General features: G+C 41.0%; 11 protein-coding genes. 5 read left to right on the top strand and 6 right to left on the bottom strand.

Annotation, left to right across the window (positions count from 1 at the left end; all coding sequences use genetic code 11):
- Positions 1–22 precede the first annotated feature (22 nt).
- From WG989_RS07175 to WG989_RS07160, 4 genes are all read right to left on the bottom strand, one after another.
- Positions 23–1,741, bottom strand: coding sequence for an IlvD/Edd family dehydratase (locus WG989_RS07175; RefSeq protein WP_340428339.1), 1,719 nt, complete (start codon positions 1,739–1,741; stop codon positions 23–25).
- Between the two features lie 40 nt (positions 1,742–1,781).
- Complete coding sequence (locus WG989_RS07170; RefSeq protein ID WP_340428338.1) at positions 1,782–3,362, bottom strand: aldehyde dehydrogenase (NADP(+)); 1,581 nt, start codon at positions 3,360–3,362, stop codon at positions 1,782–1,784.
- Positions 3,363–3,523: 161 nt separating this feature from the next.
- Positions 3,524–5,116 carry a SusD/RagB family nutrient-binding outer membrane lipoprotein gene (locus WG989_RS07165; RefSeq protein ID WP_340428336.1) on the bottom strand — a complete coding sequence of 531 codons (1,593 nt, stop codon included), beginning with the start codon at positions 5,114–5,116 and terminating at the stop codon, positions 3,524–3,526.
- A gap of 4 nt (positions 5,117–5,120) precedes the next feature.
- Positions 5,121–8,342, bottom strand: coding sequence for a SusC/RagA family TonB-linked outer membrane protein (locus WG989_RS07160; RefSeq protein ID WP_340428335.1), 3,222 nt, complete (start codon positions 8,340–8,342; stop codon positions 5,121–5,123).
- A 229-nt stretch (positions 8,343–8,571) separates the two neighbouring features.
- Here WG989_RS07160 and WG989_RS07155 point away from each other — a divergent pair, with 229 nt between their 5' ends.
- From WG989_RS07155 to WG989_RS07135, 5 genes are all read left to right on the top strand, one after another.
- The gene (locus WG989_RS07155; RefSeq protein WP_340428334.1) at positions 8,572–9,459 is read left to right on the top strand and encodes an AraC family transcriptional regulator; all 888 of its coding nucleotides are present in this window, start codon (positions 8,572–8,574) and stop codon (positions 9,457–9,459) included.
- 11 nt (positions 9,460–9,470) lie between these two features.
- A complete protein-coding gene (locus WG989_RS07150) occupies positions 9,471–10,988 on the top strand; it encodes a gluconokinase (protein WP_340428333.1) in 1,518 nt (505 codons plus the stop codon).
- Positions 10,989–11,079: 91 nt separating this feature from the next.
- Positions 11,080–12,198 (top strand): bile acid:sodium symporter family protein, encoded by a 1,119-nt coding sequence (locus WG989_RS07145; RefSeq protein ID WP_340428331.1) that lies wholly within the window; start codon positions 11,080–11,082, stop codon positions 12,196–12,198.
- An 11-nt stretch (positions 12,199–12,209) separates the two neighbouring features.
- Positions 12,210–13,154: an RraA family protein gene (locus tag WG989_RS07140; RefSeq protein ID WP_340428330.1), complete on the top strand. Its 945-nt coding sequence runs from the start codon at positions 12,210–12,212 to the stop codon at positions 13,152–13,154.
- Between the two features lie 45 nt (positions 13,155–13,199).
- Positions 13,200–14,480: a mandelate racemase/muconate lactonizing enzyme family protein gene (locus tag WG989_RS07135; RefSeq protein ID WP_340428329.1), complete on the top strand. Its 1,281-nt coding sequence runs from the start codon at positions 13,200–13,202 to the stop codon at positions 14,478–14,480.
- Positions 14,481–14,564: 84 nt separating this feature from the next.
- Here the strand turns inward: WG989_RS07135 and WG989_RS07130 are convergent, their stop codons facing one another.
- Both WG989_RS07130 and WG989_RS07125 read right to left on the bottom strand, forming a co-directional pair.
- Entirely contained in the window at positions 14,565–15,689 is a 1,125-nt protein-coding gene (locus WG989_RS07130; RefSeq protein ID WP_340428328.1) for a Gfo/Idh/MocA family protein, read from the bottom strand.
- Positions 15,690–15,745: 56 nt separating this feature from the next.
- Entirely contained in the window at positions 15,746–17,092 is a 1,347-nt protein-coding gene (locus tag WG989_RS07125; RefSeq protein ID WP_340428327.1) for a family 43 glycosylhydrolase, read from the bottom strand.
- Positions 17,093–17,138: the final 46 nt, after the last annotated feature.

Genomic DNA, 17,138 nt, shown 5'->3' with positions numbered 1-17,138 from the left:
AGCGTCATCCGTGTTTCTATCATCAATGTGAATCCCTCGTTACTTCACTACCCGAACTTCCTTGTAAGAAATCAAGATCAGCACCTTTATCTGCGCCCATCACATGCTTAATATACATGCTTACATAACCACGGGTGGCTGCGGGCTTCGGAGCGAGCCATACTGCTTTACGTTTTGCTAATTCTTCATCACTCACATGCAATTGCAATAATCTTTTTTCTACATCCAGTTCGATCATGTCGCCATTGTGCACCAATGCCAATGCGCCACCAATTGCACTTTCAGGTGATACATGCAATACAGCTGTACCGTATGCTGTGCCACTCATACGTCCATCGCTGATGCGCACCATGTCTTTAATTCCTTTCTCCAATATTTTTTTCGGCAACGCCATGTTCCCAACTTCAGGCATGCCGGGATAACCAACAGGTCCAACATATTTCAACACCATCACGCAGGTTTCGTCTATATCAAGTTCCGGATCATCGATGCGTGCATTGTAATCTTCAATACTTTCAAACACTACCGCCCGGCCTGTATGTTTCATTAATGCGGGTGTAGCTGCTGATGGTTTGATGACCGCACCGTTTGTTGCAAGATTTCCTTTTACCACTACACAACCTGCTTCCGGTTTTATAGGCGATTCATATTTAGCGATCACATCTTCATTGTAACATTCTGTATTACCTGCAATGTTATCGTGATGATTTTTTCCGGTAACCGTGATCACATTTTTATGTAACACTTTTTGCATTTCATTCAGGATAACTGGTAAGCCGCCTGCATAATAAAAATCTTCCATCAGATATTTACCTGAAGGCATCAGGTTTAACAACAGAGGAATTTTACTGCCGAGTGTGTCAAAATCTTCTAAGTTCAAATCAACACCAATTCTTCCTGCAATAGCTGTGAGATGAATAATGAAATTGGATGAACCACCAACAGCAGCATTTACTTTGATCGCATTCTCAAATGCTTCTCTTGTTAATATTTTATCGATAGTTAAATTTTCTTTCACCATTTCTACGATACGTCGGCCACTCAATTGCGCCATTACTTTTTTTCTGCTGTCTGCAGCAGGTATGGCTGATGCCCCGCTCAATGTTAATCCCAATGATTCAACCATTACTGCCATGGTGCTTGCAGTTCCCATCGTCATACAATGTCCAATACTTCTGCTCATACAACTCTCAGCATATTCAACTTCTTCCTGGCTCATCTTGCCCGTCTTCATGTCTTCATCAAACTTCCACACATGTGTACCGCTGCCGATGGTTTGTCCTCTGTAACGTCCATTCAACATGGGGCCGCCAGGAACAACAATGGTTGGCAAACCAACACTCGCTGCACCCATTACTGTTGATGGAGTAGTTTTATCGCAACCTGTTAATAATACAACGCCATCAATAGGATTACCACGAATACTTTCTTCAGCATCCATGCTTGCTAAATTGCGAAACAACATTGCTGTTGGTTTCAACAAAGTTTCACCCAAACTCATGATCGGAAATTCCAATGGAAAGCCACCTGCTTCCAACACGCCACGTTTCACTGCTTCTGCATGGTCACGAAAATGTGCATTACATGGTGTGAGCTCACTGAATGTATTGCAAATGCCAATCACCGGCCTGCCATCAAACATATCCGTAGGCATTCCCTGGTTCTTCATCCAGCTCCGGTAAATAATGCCGTCTTTATTTTTTTTGCCAAACCAATCGTGGCTTCTTAAATGTGTACTCATCTTATTCTGTTTATAAATTTCATTGGTTGGCTTTTGTCGGCTAATTTAATTCTTTATTCGTCCTTTCTCCATTAATTAACCTCCAAATACCAAGCGTGTTTTTACTTTTTAATTCAAGCGGCAATAATGTGTCGGGCATGTTCTGATAACAAACCGGTCTTGTGAATCGATAGATCGCTGCTGTACCAACTGATGTAGACTTACTATCGGTAGTTGACGGGAATGGTCCACCATGCACCATTGCACTGCAAACTTCTACGCCGGTAGGAAAACCATTGATTACAAGCCGACCAACTTTTTGTTCGAGAACATCGATCAATTCTTTGTACTCTGCTAATTCATCTTCTGTTCCGTGAACAGTAGCGGTAAGATGACCGGAAAGTTTTTTAGCGATCTCGATCATTTCCTTTTTCCCTGCAGTAGTAACAGCAATACTTGCAGGTCCAAAAATTTCTTCACTTAATTCAGGGTTATTAATAAATGTTTCACTGTTAGTTGAGAAAAGTACCGGTGTTGCAATATTATTTTCTTTTGCAGCATTACCCACTGCCAGTTGTGCTACACCATTTACATGAACATGTTGCGCTACAGCTTTTGTATAAGACTGAAAAATAGAAGCTGCTAACATTACACCTCCGTTTGTTTTTTCAAACTCCTGTTTCAATGCACTTGTAAATCCGTCTTCATTCTCTTTATAAAATAAAATGCCCGGGTTTGTACAAAACTGTCCAACACCCATTGTTACAGATCCTGAATAGCCAGCTGCAATTGCTGCACCTCTTTCTTTCATTGCCTGCGGTAAAATAAACACAGGATTACTACTTCCCATTTCTGCATAAACGGGTATTGGTTCAGGCCTGCTTACAGCAGCATCATATAATGCCTTGCCTGCTTTAAAGGAACCTGTAAAACCAACTGCTTTTACCTGCGGATGTTTTACTAACTGTATACCTGTTGTAGTACCATCGCCAAACAACAACGAAAAAACACCATCGGGCATATTGGTTTTACGTGCAGCAATTTGTATGGCTTTACCAACAATTGAAGATGTAGCAGGGTGGGCACTGTGTGCCTTTACAATAACCGGACAGCCTGCTGCAAGTGCAGATGCCGTATCGCCGCCTGCAACAGAAAATGCCAGTGGAAAATTACTTGCACCAAAAACCACAACTGGTCCTATGGCGATATGCATAAAACGAATATCAGGTTTGGGTAACGGAACACGATCAGGAATTGCTGTTTCAATCCGTGCATCTACCCATGAACCTTCCCGCAGCAATGCAGCAAACATTCTCAGTTGATTTACTGTTCGTCCTCTTTCACCTTCAATACGTGCTTGCGGCAAGCCGGTTTCGTTGCAGCAAACTGTTAGCAACACATCGCCGGTATTCATAATTTCCGCTGCGATCGTTTCCAAAAAAACAGCTTTCTCTTCTCCGCTTTTCTTGTAATACTGTTGGAAAGCTGCTGCAGCTTTTTCAACTGCCATATCCACTTCAGCAAATGTAGCTTTCGAAAAAGTAAATTCGTTATTCAATGCCGTTGCCGGATTGTATGAAAAAAATGTTTCACTTCCTTCATCCGAAAATTGATACCCGATGATCTGTTTCTCTTTTATCATATTTATATTTTCATTCCCTGTAATTATGCAGTATCGAAAAGACCCTTTGTAGATACAAAAGGTCTATTGCTAACGATAGATTGCTGTTGCAAGTTTGATATTGCTTAGCTATTTACAATCAATTGTTTCAGTTGTACATGTTTAGTCAACCCATTTTGTGCTTATAACTTATCCCAAAATACTCTGGATGATAATTTATCTCCACCAATAGCCGTAGCGCCTGCGTTATAGTTTGCTGTATTGGAAGATGCTTCCAGATCAGGATAAGAAAGTCTCCTTGCAAAACCAACACTGCCAAGCGCACCTGGAACAGGATTGGGTGTTAACGCAGGGAAACCGCTTCTTCTAAAATTGGCAAATGCTTCTGTTCCGTTTCTGATGTTTACGATCCAGTATTGCGTGTTAATTAATCTCAATGCATCGGCAGGAGTATATACTACAGCAGGATCATTCAAATAAGCGGTTACATCTGCACCTGAGATAGGAGTAGTGCCCGTGTAAAGAGCATAAGCTGCCATGTCGGCGGTGATCGCATTATCATAATAGATCTTTGCTTGTACATCTGCACCAGGCACCCATCCTCTCTTCGCTGCCTCTGCTAACAGCAATGATGTTTGCGCATACGTTACCCAGAACTCAGGTACTCCCGGAGCAGCAACAATGTTTACGTTAAACTGAGAGTAATTAAGTCCTGATCCTCTGCCACCTCTGTAAGGGGCGCCAGCTAAGATAGCATCACTGGTAACTCCGATCGGTGCGCCATATTGATTTGCTAAAACCATATCGGGCGTAAGATTATTTGCAATAGCACCGGGATCCGGATATTGTGCAATCAGAAATTTACCTCTTGGATCGTTGGTTAATTTCAATTGATTTACAAATGGCTCTGCAGCATAATTAAATTGAGAGAAATTTCGCAACGCCGCATTATCGGGTTGTGAAAAAGCTGTTCCATCATTTTTTACAAATGCATTATCTGCGTTTGATGTCATTACTCCACCGGCAAATGCTTCAGCAACAATTGTCTGGGCTTTTGCAGGATCAAGTTTACTGTACCGCATTCCCAAACGTAACAATAGTGAATTGCCTAATTTTTTCCATTTTGCGACCTGGTCTGAAGCGGTGGTTGTTCTGGTTGATGGCTGTGCATTTGCGCCATAGAACAGATCAGCAGAAATATATTCACCACTTGTACTTAATGCAGCAATTGATTCTTTAAGCTCTTTATACAGGTCTTCATAAATGGCTGCATCATCATCATACTTAGGAAAAAATACAGCATCTGAAACCGCTTTGCCCGACTCTGAATAAGGAACGTCTCCATAGTTATCAACCAGACCCATAAATACCTGTGCTTTCCAGATGCGGATCATGCTCTTTAAATTAACACGAGGTGTATTATCTCCCAACAGTATCAATGCCTGCGTAAGGTTTTTGATGGGTGGTGCATTACCATTACTTCCATTTGCATACGATTGATCCCACTTGGCATTACTATTGAGATCAATATCCACATTGAAGCTAAAACCCTGATTTGCTCCCGTGTTGTAAGGAACCACAAATTGCTGCACAATGATATGTTCTGCATTCCATGTGCCGATATGAGTTCGTTGAGCGCCGGCAAGCAAAAGAGCAGGATCAATTGATGTTACCGCATACGGGTTCGTGTTTATCTTTTCAAAATCCTTATCACATGCCGTTAATAAACAGCCGCTGCAAACAATAAGGATCAGTTGTTTAAATATTTTAAGCATGTCGTTAGAATTTAACATTTAAAGTAAGATTGTAATTGCGTGTAGTTGGTAATGATGAATTCTCATAACCAGCTCTGATATCTCCGGATGACTGAACCGCTTCAGGATCAAGACCCGGCAGATCTTTATAAAGGATGGCCACATTGCGGCATGAAGCAGACAATGAAATTCCTTTTATAAAGTTGAACAGTGGAACTTTATTTAAAAGACTTGTAAAATTATACGCTACTGAAATGTTTCTGAGTTTTACAAAATCAGACTTGAATGTAAACGGATCGCCTATCTGATCGTTTCTGTAACCTGTCCATAAATTTTGTAACCCATTACCTGCAACAGTAATTGCAACAGTGTTGGGTAAACCTGTGTTTACATTAACTCCCGGGAAAACATAACCACCTTCACGACCGGTCAATGACAATTTGCTATGCCCTTGTCTTGTCATATTCAACAATGTGGATGTTAATACGGTACCTCCAAACTTGTAATCGATGTTTATTCCAACACTCAGATTTTTATACGTAAAGTTATTATTCCAACCACCTGTGAATTTAGGGATGGCACTTCCAACAGGGTTAAAACCTCCCGTAATACCTGCGGGATTTGTATTTGAAGGCAGCGGACGACCATCGTTACCTACCAGGATTTCACCTTTAGCATTTCTCCTGTATGTTCTTGTGTAAAGTTGGTTCATTGCCAACCCTTCTGTATATCTTATTTCGCCGAGGAATTCGTTTCCTGTGCCGTTAAAATAAAGCAACATGATTGTTCCGCTTGGATTACCCACATTCAGAACTTCTGTTTTAAGAAACGCATTGTTCCATGAAGTTGTCCAGCTAAAATCCCTTTTTTGTACGGCTTTGTATTCTATTAAACTTTCCAAGCCGCTGTTCTTTAAGGAAGCTTCATTTTGTTTTGAAGTAGAATACCCCGATGCAGTGGAAAGATTTACATCGATGATCTGTTCGGTGGTTACTTTATCAAAGTAGGCAACATCAACCAACAACTTGTTTTTAAACATCCTCAACTCAACACCTACTTCTTTTTCCGTTACGGTAAATGGCTGTAACAAAGGGTTCGGTGCGCCGGTGCCGTTAATACTTGCTGTAGTTTGACCATTGAACAGATTTGCACCGAGACCATATGTGAGTACACCATCATAAGGGTTCACTAAGGCAACACTACCTACCTGTGCCCATGAGGCTCTTAACTTTCCGAAAGAAAGCCAGTTTACATTACTTAACAGTTCGGAGAAAACAAAACTACCCGATACAGATGAGTAAAATTTACTGTTATTGCTTGGGTTTAAAATCGAAAACCAATCATTTCTTCCGGTAGCATTAATGAATAAAAGTCCATTGTATCCTAATTCAAGTGAGCCATAAAGTGAGTTAACACGTTGCTGACTGTAATTATAACCATCACCTGCACCTTTTACTGTACCGTTCCTGTAAGAGTAAAGATCAGGAACAGTAAAATTAGTTGCTGTTTGTACGATGTTTTTCCACTCCGAACGTAATGTGTTTCCACCAACGCTTGCATCAACAGAGAACTTTCCAATTTGATGACTGGTACCAACAAGGAAATCAGCATTGACATCGGTTGTTGTGGTTTTGTTCAGATTGTAACCACCTCTGTATGTAACAGTGGGAGTAGTAGTGGCAATTCTTGTGTTTGCACCAGTACCATTCAGCGTAAACCACTCTGCGAAATTATCGCCACGATCGTAGTTAAATCTACCCTGTGCATAAAGCCAGTCGGTAATATCATAACGTAATGTAGCAGTTCCAAGAAAACGGTTTCTGTCTTCCTTGTAGCGTTGACCGTTTTGTAAAGCAAAATATGGATTATTCACTGTGCCCTGGAAGCCGTTGGTTCTCCATTCGGCTCCTGTAGCCGGATCTTTCGCACTCTCCCGATAGGCAGAGAGTGGAGTGGAAATTGGCATGCGGGTAAAGAAGTTTACTGCACCATCGCCCTGTGTACCAATTTGTGGCGGATTGATATAATCCTCATCTGCGTAGTTAACGTTTACCAGCAACTTGAGTTTTTTAGCAATCGTTTGATTGATCCCCACATTGAAGATCCTGCGTTTATATTCATTGCTTGGCACAATACCTTTTGCACTTGTTGTTGAAATAGAAGTTCTGAAACTTCCGTTTGGACCACCGCCAGACAAACCAAGTGTATTGGTTAAGTTTGAACCGGTTTGCAGGAAGTCAAAAAGTTGATGCGGATTAGCAGAATAGGGCCGCATTTGTCCATCGAAATTGATCGTAGGTTGACCATCTAATTTTGCTCCCCATCCAAACTGTCCATTACCCTGTATCTGTGCAGCGGTTGTAAACTTGTTACCTCCCTGGCCTTGGCCATATTCAGTTTGTACAATTTCGTCCATGAAATTCAATGCCTGTGATGTAGTGTAACTGGAAGTAAAATCAACGCCGATACCGGAATTTTTTGAACCCGATTTAGTGGTGATGATGATGGCACCGGCAGCAGCCCTTGAACCATAAAGTGCCGCAGCAGCAGCTCCTTTCAACACAGTCATGCTTTCAATATCATCCGGATTAATATTTGCTAAATTATCGCCACGGTCACGTTGCTGGCCAGCGCCCTCAGCATTCCTGACGCCCTGATCCATAGGGAGACCGTTAATAACTAAAAGAGGTGAGTTCGTTGCTCCCGCAAAACCAACTTGTCCACGTAAACGAATCTGATTACTTGCACCGGCACCGGCAGCAGGAGGTGTGATATTTAATCCCGCAACTTTACCTACCATTGATTCTCCGATATTGGTGGTTCGCTGTCTTACAAGTTCATCCGCATTAACAGTGGTTGTGGAATAACCCAATTTCTTTGCTGCACGTTTTTCTCCCAACGCTATCACTACCACTTCTTCCATATTTGTTTCAGCGGGGGTGAGCGTTACAGAAACAGTTGTTCTGCCGTTGAGGGGAACTTCTAAGTTTGTAAATCCAATAAACGTAATCACCAATACATCTGTTCCCGCAGCATTAATGCTGAAATTACCGGAAGCATTTGTAGTGGTTGCTTTGCTTGTACCTTTTACTGTTACAGTTGCCCCGTTAACGGGTTTGCTTTCCTCATCCAGCACGGTGCCGGTAACTGTTTGCGCATTTGCTGCTGTAAAAATTGTTAAGAGGAAGAATGAAACCAGAAGCCGGATCAAACCCGTATTGGTTACGGCTTGAAATTTTACCTTCATAATGCAATCGTTTTGGTTATGTGATGAGTGACTTGGGGGAATTGGCATAATCCCACACTTTACTAAAACTTATGCTAAAGTATTTACACTGTGATGCAAAAACTTCCAATAAAAAACTTCGTTGATTTTTGCAAATGCAGATGAGATAAATTGATTTTCTTTATGCAAGCTGTTATTGATAACAACGATTGCGGAACGATGATTTCCTAAAGCTTGCCCTGGTTTTTATATGAATCAATTTGTGCTTTGCCATAATGTTGCCTCTGAGTTGCGATTGTTTCCGCATATTATTGAAATAGGCGTAATCAAAAATCCTGCAATACGTCTCAATGGGTTCCCTTGTGAAATTGATCGTTGTTTAAAACTGTATTATATACAGGAAGGAAAATTTGAATGGAGCATTAATGATCGGTCATATATACTTTTCCCCGGCGATGTTGCATTGATATTGCCCGGTACTTCGTTCGGCAATGAAAGTAATGTACTGGAGATCGGTTGCTTTTCATGGATCCATTTACAGATCGGCAAAAATGAAAAAGGTGAATTGGAAAATCCTGCGTGGAGCAGTTTATCTGAAACCGAAAGCTATGCCATCAATAAAATTCTGCAATCGGACCACACTCCTATACTTCAAAAATTTACAGATGCCGGTGTTATTCTGAAAGGAATACAAACGGAATTATTTAAACAGGAAATCGGTTTTCAGGCAAGGGTCAATCATTTGATCGATGAAATTTTTATACAGGTAAGCAGACAGTTTACCAGAATGTCGAACCCGGGTCGTGACTTTCCGAAAACATTCATGAAGCTGGAACAGGAACTACGTCAAAATCTTTCGCACCAATGGACGGTGGAAGAAATGGCGGCACTGGTAGGATTGGGTACAACACTGTTCAATGAGAAAGTAAAAAGTTATTCCGGTTTTTCTCCGCTTAACTATCTGATCAATATCCGTATTTCAGAAGCGATCAAGCTATTGAAGATACCGAAAATCAGTCTCACAGATATTGCACTGGATACAGGCTTTTATTCATCACAACATTTCTCGACAACGTTTAAAAAACTAACCGGCTATACACCCAGCGAATTCAGAAAAAACCATATTGGAACAAACTAATTTATACTCAAATGGAATGTATCATTACTATAGAACTCGGCACCAATGCAGTAAGAGTTTACGCATTTGATCTTGATGGAAATATCATTGGCTCGTTGAAAGGATACTGTCCCACTTTTCACAGTGAGCCCGATTACAGCGAGCAAGATCCCGACCAGATATTTATCACCATGCTTTATGTATTGAAAAATCTGTTGAATGAAACACTGCATCCAAAAAAATACAAAGTACGATGTATTTGTTTCAGCTCATCCATGCATAGTGTACTTGCAGTAGATAAACGAGGCAATCCAATGGGCCATGCTATTACATGGGCCGATAACAGAGCCAACAAAGAAGCAGCCGAACTTAAAAACTCACCACTTGGGAAAAAGATTTACAGTGCTACCGGCACGCCGCTTCATCCCATGTCGCCTCTTACAAAAATTGCATGGATCAAAAACAACGAAAAAGAAAAATTTAAACAGGTCAGTAAATTCTTATCGCTGAAAGCCTACATTCTGCAGCAACTTACGGGAGAGTATGTAATTGATTACAGTATTGCGTCGGCAACAGGATTGCTGAATATTCATAAAATAAAATGGGAACCGGAATCACTCAAGTTTGCAGGTATTACCGCTGCGATGTTACCAGACTTAGTACCGGTAGATACAAAGGTTGGAAAATTAAACAAAGCATACCAGGCATCGTTAGGTTTATCAGCCGATACAAAAATTCTGGTTGGTTCAAGTGATGGCTGCATGGCTGTTCTGGGAGATGGTGTAAATGAAGAAGGTGTAGCAACAATTACAGTTGAAGACAGTGGAGCTGTAAGGGTAGTGAGTGATAAAGTAATGCAGGACGACAAACAGCGCTTCTTCAATTACCTGCTTACAGAAAATAAATATATCTCAGGTGGGCCCACGAATAACGGCGGTGTCATCTTCGAATGGTTCACCCGTCAGTTTGGTGATTTTAAAAATCCATTTGACTTAGAGCATACTATGCTTGAGTTGATCAATGATGCATCAAAAGTTCCGGCAGGTTCAGATGGATTGATCTTCCTTCCTTATTTACTCGGTGAACGTGCCCCCATATGGAACCCCAATGCAAGAGGTGTTTTATTTGGCATAAATATTAAACACGAAAAATCACATTTTGTACGGGCTGCTATTGAAGGTATTCTCTATGAAATTTACAGTATTGGAAAAACGCTGGAAGAACACAGAACAATCAACAGCCTTTCGATCAATGGAAGTTTTGGCACGTTGCCTTTCTTTACACAAATGGTGGCCGACATTTATAACAAACCTGTTCGCTTACGACAAAACTATCAAAGCGTAAGTTATGGATCGTACTTATTAAGCGCAACCGAAATGGGTATTTACAAATCGCTTGATGAGGCTGCAAAAACTGTTGTGCTGCCCGACCTTGCTACGCCAGACAAGCAGAACAATAAAATGTATCTGAAATACTTTAAAATATTCGAACGGTTAAGTACCAAGCTCGCAAGTGAGTTTGCTGATATTGCTGCACTACAGCATCAGTAACTATCTATTGTCACAATTTGATCTCTGCTTTCAAGCAGAGATACCGGTCAGTTAAAAAGTTTGTATCAACTACTAAAAGAATCAATGAATCATGGAGCGTAAACCAAAACCAATTGTTTTCTCTGTACTTGCTGTATTGTTTGCAATCGTATCCATTGTACTTTGGTTCACAGGGTATATCAACCTATCCGGTTGGTCGTTGGTCCTGTTTTTTTTAAGCCTTGCATTTGCATTCAGAGGCATGGCATTATTAAAAGGCCTTTCGTTCACTGCTATCATTTTTGCTTCTGTAGTGTTGGCAATGTGGCACCCGGAATATTTTACTACCTGGGGTAATTTTTCGTTAAGCAGTACCATTATTCCGCTCATACAGATACTCATGTTTGGCATGGGCTCTTCCATGAGTTTAAACGATTTCGCTGCCGTTGTTAAATCACCAAAAGGAGTGGTGATCGGTGTAGCAAGTCAGTTTGTAATAATGCCATTGCTTGGCTTTACACTAGCGAGTGCAACCAACTTTCCTCCTGAAATAGCAGCAGGGATTATTCTGATCGGATGTTCACCAAGCGGGCTGGCATCAAACGTAATGGCTTACTTGTCAAAAGCAAATCTTGCATTATCGATCACCATCACATCCATCACTACATTAATTGCACCATTTGTTACACCACTATTGATGAAATTATTTGCCGGCGCCTTAATTGAAATCGATTTATTAAAGATGATGTGGGATATTTTTAAAATGATCATCATCCCCATTGGAGCAGGGCTATTATTCAATAAACTGTTGAAAGGAAAAATGAAGTGGTTGGATAGTGCAATGCCTTTCATTTCCATGTTTGCTATTACCTGTATTGTTACAATTATTGTAGCCTCCGGAAGAGACAACCTGCTTAAAATCGGATTACTGTTAATTGGAATTGCATTGGTGCATAACAGCTTTGGATACCTGCTGGGCTATTGGAGTGGCCGTTTATTTAAACTGAATGAAAGGGATTGCAGAACCATTGCCATTGAAGTGGGAATGCAAAATGCTGGGCTTGCATCAGGCATTGCAAAAGAATTAGGAAAAATTGCCACTATCGGTTTAGCAGCTGCTGTATTTGGACCATTGATGAATATCACAGGTTCGGCATTGGCAAGCTGGTGGCATAATCGTCCGCCTGTTGATAAAACAAATGAAAAAGAAATGAACCACATTACTCAATAAAAACAATCGCCATGATCAAAATTAAAAACGGATTGCTTGTGTTGTTGCTACTTGTATTTCTTCAAACATTGCAGGCACAACAAGTACAGATCAGCAAAGAACATTTGATTTCATTAACACCGCTTTGGACAGGTGAACGTTTCCCCGACGGTCGACCAAAAGTTCCCGATCAACTTTTACAACGCATGAAAAATGTAAGTGTTGAAGAAGCGTGGGCCGTTATGAAAAACGCAGGCTATGCATATCAAATTGCAGAAGGCTGGCAGATGATTCATCCCGACAGTGTATTGGTTGGTCGTGCTGTAACAGCAACGTTTATGCCCGGACGACCCGATGTTTGGAAAGCCATCGATTCAGTTGGGAAAAAAGCAGGCAAGCGTGGACAAAATACGTGGGCTGTTGACATACTTGTAAAAGGTGATGTATATGTGGCCGATCAATTTGGTGCACAAAAAAACGGGCCTACCATTGGAGACAATGTGGGTAATGCCATTTATGCAAAAACAGGAAACGGAATTGTGTACGATGGTGCCTTGCGTGATGTAGAAGGATTGAAAGAAATTCCGGGCTTCACTTCTTATTACACCAGCTACGATCCTTCCTTTCATAATCCGCCCGGTGATTTAACTACCATGATCGTAGGCATTAATCATCCTACACGTATTCGAAGAGTGACTGTAATGCCGGGTGATGTTGTGCTTGGTAAACTCGGAGTGGTGGTATTTATTCCACCTCACCTTGCAGAACGTGTTGTTACAACTTCAGAGATCGTTCGATTAAGAGATCTGTTTGGTCATCAACGTTTGCGTGAAGGAAAATATACTGCCGGACAAATTGATGCAAGATGGAGTGATGAAATTGAACGTGATTTTTCAAAGTGGCTCAACGATCATATCAGTGAGCTGCCTGTTCCAAAAGAATTTATACAGCAATACTTAAAAGACAGAACCTGGTAACATCTATTCAACAATCGATTCACTCACTACCTAAAAATATATTACATGAAGAATAATAATTCACGCAGATCATTTTTATCAAAAGCTGCACTTGCATCGGCATTGATGCCACTTGCTTCTATACAGGCTTTTGGTGAAGGCTACAAAGATGCAGTTGATCGTACACCCAAACCATCAGCTCCATCTGATCTCAAAATTACAGACATCAAATGTGGTTACATACGTGGAAGCCTGTTTGTAAAAATTTATACCAACCAGGATATTTATGGTGTGGGTGAAGGAGTGGATGCTGTTCCCGGCACGTATCATCTGGTGAAAAATTTTGGATTTCGATTAAGAGGAAAAAGTCCGTTGAATGTGCACCGTTTGTTTGAAGATATCCGCAAAGGTGGTTTTTTTCAAGGCGCACAGGCGGGTATGTATATTGCTGTTTTATCAGCCATTGAAACTGCGTTATGGGATCTTGCAGGTAAAGCATTGAACATTCCTGTGTATCAATTACTCGGCGGAAAATTTCGTGATAAAATAAGAGTGTATTGCGATACGGCTTTGTATCAACGCAATTTACCAACGCCAAAAGATTTTGCAGAAGCTGCATTGAATTCAAAAAAGATGGGTTTCAACGCTATTAAGTTTGATCTCGACCAGGCAAATGATCCCAATAAATATGATGCGTACAACTGGACGGCAAGTCCTATGGAACTGCAACGTATGTACGATCAGATAGCAGCAGCAAGAGAAGCAGTTGGACCAAACATTGACATCTGTGTGGATATGCATGGCCGTTATGATGCTGTTACAGCACAGGCAGTAGCAAAACGATTGGAACCACTGAATTTAATGTGGTTGGAAGAACCGATTCCTGCTGAAAACGTGGAGGCATATAAATTAATAACAGAAAGTACGAGTACACCTATTTGTGCAGGAGAAAATCATTATCTGGCTTATGGTTTCAGACGCATGCTTGAAATAGGGGCGGTTGATATTGTGATGCCTGATCTGCAAAAGGCTGGTGGACTTGGTGAAGGTCAACGTATTGCCAACCTTGCCAATTTGTATTACACGCCGTTTGCTCCACACATGGTGGCATCGTTCCTTGGTGCAATGGCTGCCGCACATGTTTGTGCATCAGTTCCCAACTTTTTGATATTGGAATGGCAATCGTATTTCCACACCAATCCTATGTTCAAAGAAATTGTAACGTATGATGGTGAGTGGGTGAAAGACAGTTACATCACATTATCGGAGAAGCCAGGTATAGGTGTAGATATTAATGAAACAGCCATGAAAAAATATGCAGTGCCAAACGTGCCGTTTTTTGAATAACCAGTTGAAAAGAAATTCTAACAGATAAAAAAATCCTGTAGCGAATTCGATTGCTACAGGATTTTTTTTAACGAACATATACAGTTACTGAATTTTTATTTTTTTACCGGTTGCCATTGCCTCATAAACGGAGGTGATCAGTTTCACATCTCTTCTTCCCATTTCACCGGAAGCAATCGATGGTTGATTTTTCATCATTGATAAAGCCATCGCATCCATTTGTTTCGCCTGCTGATTGATATTTGTAAAATTCATGGGACCTTCAGGTGTTTTGCCTCTTAATCCGCCATAGTTATAAGCAGGCGATAATTCAAACATTCCTTTCTCTGCTTCTGCTCTCAAAAAGTTCATGTTGCTTCCATAGCTTGCTTCTCCTTCAGCCATTAAACCGTTCGGCATTTCAAATTGCCATTTCAACGATTGTTCTACCTCTTTGAATTTATCTGCTATTGTTTTCGGCCCCTCCTGTGCTGTAACAGAAACAGGAATCATACCGGTTGTGTAGCACAAACCCTGAACACAATAAATACCGAGATCCTGCATGGGGCCACCGCCGGCTAAATCTTTTTTCAACCGCCATTGTGTTGGATCGCCGATCATAAAACCAAAACCCGCTGTCATTTTTTTAATATCGCCATAAACTTTTGTTGTACCCAATCGCATCATTTCTAAATTGTGTGGCTCAAATTGTAAACGATAACCAACGGATAATTGTTTACCTGCTTTCTTTGATGCAGCAATCATTTTATCACAATCAGCTACAGTAAGTGCCATTGGCTTTTCACAGATCACATGTTTACCCGCTGCAAAACCACGGATGACATATTCTGCATGCATACTGTTGGGCAATACAACATAGATGATATCAATATCAGGATTGTCTTTGATTGAATCATAATTATCGTAGTTGTAAATATTCTTATCCGGAATATTATACTTCTCTTTCCATACAGGAATTTTAGAAGGAGTACCCGTTACAATACCGGCGAGATAACAATGTTCAGTTTGCTGCAATGCAGGAGCCAATTGCCCGCCTGCATAACCGCCAAGACCCACTAACGCAATACCGAGCTTACCTTCTTTCTTTTGTTGCATGGTTGTTTGTTTTTGTTCATCAGCAAAGGTGGAAGAAGCCAGGGGGATACTCAATCCTGCCAGGCTTAACTGATAAAGAAATGCTCTTCTGGATTTAGTTGTGTTGTGTTCCATCTGAAACGTTTTAAATCGTTATAGAATGATTGCATTTGACTTGTTCTGAGAACGGATTATTCAAAACTGATCCAATCAACTTCCACCTGCTTTCCATCTTTTGAAACAACAAACAGATTTTGAACACCTGTTTGTGTTTTCAGCACGGTTGCTTTGGTCAACTTCCATTCATTGCTTTTTGCAATACGAAGTTCAGCAATTACAGGTCCGGTGATACTATTGGCACGAAGTTGCAACACACCTCCATCAGTTGAAATTGCATTTACTGAAACTGTTTTCAATGGTTTGCTCCCAAAATCAACACTGTTGTACTGCAGCCATGCACCTGCACCGTTGAAGATGGTTTTCCATCCTTTGAATGTGTTGAGTGTATCAAGAAATACAATCGATGTTCCCTGTTCACTCAGTTGAGTATAGCGATCGATCTGAATTTGTTTGTTGGCAGCGGTTACGCCAACACCACGTAATGTAGGAATTACTTTTTGAATAGTTCCATCTGCATTAAACGACAAACTATCTAAACGGATCGAACGGGCTTTATCAAACTTGGGTGAATAATCGTTGTGATGATAAAACAAATACCATTGCTTTTTGAACTCAATGATCGAGTGATGGTTGGTCCAGCAGCCCGTTGGTGATTCATCCATAATGGCACCAACAATCTTAAATGGCCCAAGCGGATTTGTGCCGATGGCATATTCCAGCCGTTCGATTTTATTTTCAACATGCGGATAGGTCATGTAATAAATTCCATTACGTTCAAATACAAACGGACCTTCTTTTAATCCTTTTGTTGGCAACTCACCCAATATCTTCACTTCTGAATCAAGCTCCAGCATATTTGCTTTTAATTTGGCGCCATAAATATTTCCTGCAGACCAGTAGAGATACGCTTGTCCGTCTTTATCAATAAAAACATTGGGATCAATCCCTCTCACACCTGCAATGGGTGTTGCTTGCGGAACATAAGGACCTTCCGGTTTATCAGCCACGGCCACACCAATGGTAAAGCCACGCCCATACGCAACAGTATCTTTCGCTGCTGTCGGGAAATAGAAATAATATTTCCCATTCCGTTCAATACAATCGGGCGCCCACATGCTGTAACTATCAGGACGAACCCAAGGCACTTTATTTTGTGTAACGATCACGCCATGATCGGTCCAGTCGGTGAGATTGGTTGATGAGAATGTATGATAATCTTCCATACAAAACCAACCGACACGACCTTTGCCTTCCTGTGCAAGAATATCATGCGAAGGAAAAACAAATACCCTGTCGCCAAATACACGTGCAGAAGGATCGGCAGTAAACTGATTGGTAATAAAAGGATTTTGTGCCTGTAACTCTGCAATGCTAAGCAACATTATTGCTACTGTGAGAAGGAATGAATGTATACGCATAGTTATTTGTTATTTCGATTGTTGTTTTGCCTGCCGTGGTCGGTGT

The sequence above is a fragment of the Lacibacter sp. H407 genome, from assembly GCF_037892605.1.
Classification (GTDB): Bacteria; Bacteroidota; Bacteroidia; order Chitinophagales; family Chitinophagaceae; genus Lacibacter.
This window is presented reverse-complemented; position numbering and strand designations above follow the sequence as displayed.

Excerpts from the sequence above, each read along its gene's own strand:
- WG989_RS07165 (WP_340428336.1), bottom strand. The coding sequence starts at position 5,116 with ATGCTTAAAATATTTAAACAACTGATCCTTATTGTTTGCAGCGGCTGT.
- WG989_RS07130 (WP_340428328.1), bottom strand. The coding sequence starts at position 15,689 with ATGGAACACAACACAACTAAATCCAGAAGAGCATTTCTTTATCAGTTA.
- WG989_RS07150 (WP_340428333.1), top strand. The coding sequence starts at position 9,471 with ATGGAATGTATCATTACTATAGAACTCGGCACCAATGCAGTAAGAGTT.
- WG989_RS07155 (WP_340428334.1), top strand. The coding sequence starts at position 8,572 with ATGAATCAATTTGTGCTTTGCCATAATGTTGCCTCTGAGTTGCGATTG.
- WG989_RS07170 (WP_340428338.1), bottom strand. The coding sequence starts at position 3,362 with ATGATAAAAGAGAAACAGATCATCGGGTATCAATTTTCGGATGAAGGA.
- WG989_RS07125 (WP_340428327.1), bottom strand. The coding sequence starts at position 17,092 with ATGCGTATACATTCATTCCTTCTCACAGTAGCAATAATGTTGCTTAGC.
- WG989_RS07145 (WP_340428331.1), top strand. The coding sequence starts at position 11,080 with ATGGAGCGTAAACCAAAACCAATTGTTTTCTCTGTACTTGCTGTATTG.
- WG989_RS07160 (WP_340428335.1), bottom strand. The coding sequence starts at position 8,342 with ATGAAGGTAAAATTTCAAGCCGTAACCAATACGGGTTTGATCCGGCTT.
- WG989_RS07175 (WP_340428339.1), bottom strand. The coding sequence starts at position 1,741 with ATGAGTACACATTTAAGAAGCCACGATTGGTTTGGCAAAAAAAATAAA.
- WG989_RS07135 (WP_340428329.1), top strand. The coding sequence starts at position 13,200 with ATGAAGAATAATAATTCACGCAGATCATTTTTATCAAAAGCTGCACTT.
- WG989_RS07140 (WP_340428330.1), top strand. The coding sequence starts at position 12,210 with ATGATCAAAATTAAAAACGGATTGCTTGTGTTGTTGCTACTTGTATTT.